Annotated in this window: 4 protein-coding genes; 1 reads left to right on the top strand and 3 read right to left on the bottom strand. The window is 33.0% G+C overall.

Going from position 1 to position 2,499, the window contains the following annotated elements; genetic code table 11:
• On the top strand, positions 1 to 187 hold a 187-nt coding region (locus F6K22_RS38595; protein WP_293110200.1), incomplete at its 5' end, for a hypothetical protein.
• Positions 188 to 308: 121 nt separating this feature from the next.
• Here the strand turns inward: F6K22_RS38595 and F6K22_RS38590 are convergent.
• The 3 genes from F6K22_RS38590 to F6K22_RS38580 all read right to left on the bottom strand — a co-directional run bounded on the left by F6K22_RS38590 (position 309) and on the right by F6K22_RS38580 (position 1,611).
• Positions 309 to 581, bottom strand: a complete 273-nt coding sequence (locus tag F6K22_RS38590; RefSeq protein WP_293110199.1) for a hypothetical protein — start codon at positions 579 to 581, stop codon at positions 309 to 311.
• Positions 529 to 654, bottom strand: a complete 126-nt coding sequence (locus F6K22_RS38585; protein ID WP_293110202.1) for a hypothetical protein — start codon at positions 652 to 654, stop codon at positions 529 to 531. Before F6K22_RS38585 ends, F6K22_RS38590 begins: the two co-directional genes overlap by 53 nt.
• Before the next feature lie 615 nt (positions 655 to 1,269).
• On the bottom strand, positions 1,270 to 1,611 hold the full coding sequence (locus tag F6K22_RS38580) for a YkvA family protein (RefSeq protein ID WP_293110197.1): 342 nt from the start codon (positions 1,609 to 1,611) through the stop codon (positions 1,270 to 1,272).
• Between the last annotated feature and the right edge of the window lie 888 nt (positions 1,612 to 2,499).

Raw genomic sequence — 2,499 nt, 5'->3', positions numbered from 1 at the left:
TGCCACCGAAAAAGTCAAGACTGGCAACAAACCCAAAACCGTCAACCTCACCCCCCCAGAATCAGGTAGTTATCGCATTCGTGCCAACTTTGCCAATGCTGAGGATAATATTACTGCCACCGATATTTTATTTTTTCCAGACTACAAGCGATCGTCTCAGAACCAAGTTTACTTGCAAGTTCGCTAAATTTCACAATTAGAACCCCCACTCCTCACACATATTCTTGGACTTTTACCATTTTCCCCAAAAAAAATCAACCCAAGTCTATAGACCGTACGAAAAAAACTGTAGAAAATCGTGACAGCTTTTATCTTGATATTGGATTAACCAATATAGGCTGTACGGCACAGCTCACTATTCCCTCGGCAGTAAATGCCCCTGGGAATTTCTTTCTGATTATATGAAGAGAGCCATTGATATCCGCATTAATCACTTTACCAGTTGCACTCAAAAATAAACCACGTTTGACTCGTTTTCCCACATAATTCTTATGGCGCCTGGGCAATTCTAAATCAAGTGCAGAAGTTTTACTGGTGTAACAATCTTGCTGTCTCCATAACTTTGATACCAGCAAGTTCACACTTATAAGTTATCTGTTGAATTAATTTATAGTGAGGTATTTGGGTAAAGTTTTGATTGTTTTTTTTACCGATGTTTGCACCCTGTTTCCAGTTATCATTATTATTAATTCGGTAAATATGAGGTAATTTTTATACCTTTTTCCCTATATCTATAGCAATTAGGAATCAGATGTGAGAATTTTACTGCTCTCTAAAAATCTAAAATATGGTGGTTATAATCTTTATAAGATACAGTTCTTTTCCTTTTTCTGTTTTGCCTATTGCCTGTTTCCTGTTCCCTAAAACTGTACAATATCTCACAATTCATATCATATTCCTATGTTTCTCGATCTTCTGAATTCTGACTTTTTTGCCAAAAACCCGCACCTTTACAAAAATACCAAATGGCTTCTATAGACCCCATTTTAGGATACATTTAAAAAGAGAGGAGGGAGATAGGAATATGGGAGATAGAGAGTATTTTTAAATCTTTAAATTCCCTCTTTTTAAAAAATAGTATTTCCTGGTCTACTTGATTGTTTAAGAAGTTGCATAATCTAGATATGAATTATAAATATTCACTATCTACACTACTTTTTTCCGTTGCTATTAGATATCTCCAATAATAAAAAATTAAATCAATTATTCCAGATAATTTATCAATTATTTCCCCCTATTCCCTACTCCCTACTCCCTAACTTGATATATTTACAGTTTTTCTTCTTTCTGTATTTCTGGTACAGAAACTACATTTACATCAACTGTACTATCGGTAGTAGTTGAGTCTTGGTTATTCACATTAGATACAACCGGTGTATCTTGACCCCGACGTAATTTAATAAAATCAACTACCATCTGAGAAACCTCTGCTACCAAGAGAGTTACAATAGCAACATCATCAATTTGTCCGACAATTGGGATAAAATCTGGAGAAATATCAAAAGGACTCAATACATAAGCTAATGTTCCAGCAATAATCCACCAACGATATTTAGGATTACGAATAGTATTACGATACCAAGTATATAGAGATTGAATGGAAAAGCTCATTTAATTATCCTCAAAGTTAAAAGTTACTTACATTTCTAATAATGCCAGAGTTTAAAGCACTATGTCAGTGCTAATATTAACCATCTATTTTTCTGGAAAGTTCTACAGTCATAATTCAGGAATTTAGTTCTAGAAATTTGTATTAAGTGCATAAGCAAAATTAATTACATATTCTCTTCCTAAATTATCAAGCACTTTTTTGAGATATTGATATTGAAGCAAGCTGTTTGGTGTCATTCTTTCTAAAAGCTTTCTACTCTCTGGTATTAAGTTTCTAATCAATTTCATAATCTCATAAATATCTAGTTTTTTTTCATTTTATGAAGCTACTGAAAAAAATGGCGCGTCTCAGAAAGATTTTCATTTTCTCAAACTTCCATAAACATAATGTATCCTTGTCTTTTCCTCGTCAAATCTTTCCATCCATTTCTTTTGACTGGAAAACCACAAACATTTCATTTTATGAAGCTCCTAAAAAAAATTTGGCGCGTCAAAGGATTTTCCTTTGCATCCTCAGCAAAATTTTGATATTATAAAAACTATCTGGGTTGACTCGTCTATACACATGACTTTTTATTCAATCAAAAAAAAGTACAGTTTGGACTGCGATCGCAAATTTTGTAGATTTGAAATTTAATCAGCAAGCCCTAACCTAAGAACCTATCCCACTAATAATATTTTTGCTGAAAAGCCCAAATATTCTTAAAGATAAAAACGCAAAATCTAGCTTTTCAGGAAAATTTTACTTAAGTAAATAAGCATTTTTAGAATAGTGGGATAGGTTGAAGTATTCAGGAAATTTCCCCAGGAGAAATATCAGAAAGATTTTCATTTTCTCAAGCTTCCATAAACATCATGTATTCTTGTCTTTCCCTAGTCAAATCTTTC

It is taken from the genome of Okeania sp. SIO2F4 (assembly GCF_010672385.1).
Classification (GTDB): domain Bacteria; phylum Cyanobacteriota; class Cyanobacteriia; order Cyanobacteriales; family Microcoleaceae; genus Trichodesmium.
The sequence above is the reverse complement of the archived record's forward strand: the minus strand, read 5'-3'. Positions and strand labels throughout refer to the sequence as shown.

Excerpts from the sequence above, each read along its gene's own strand:
- F6K22_RS38580 (WP_293110197.1), bottom strand. The coding sequence starts at position 1,611 with ATGAGCTTTTCCATTCAATCTCTATATACTTGGTATCGTAATACTATT.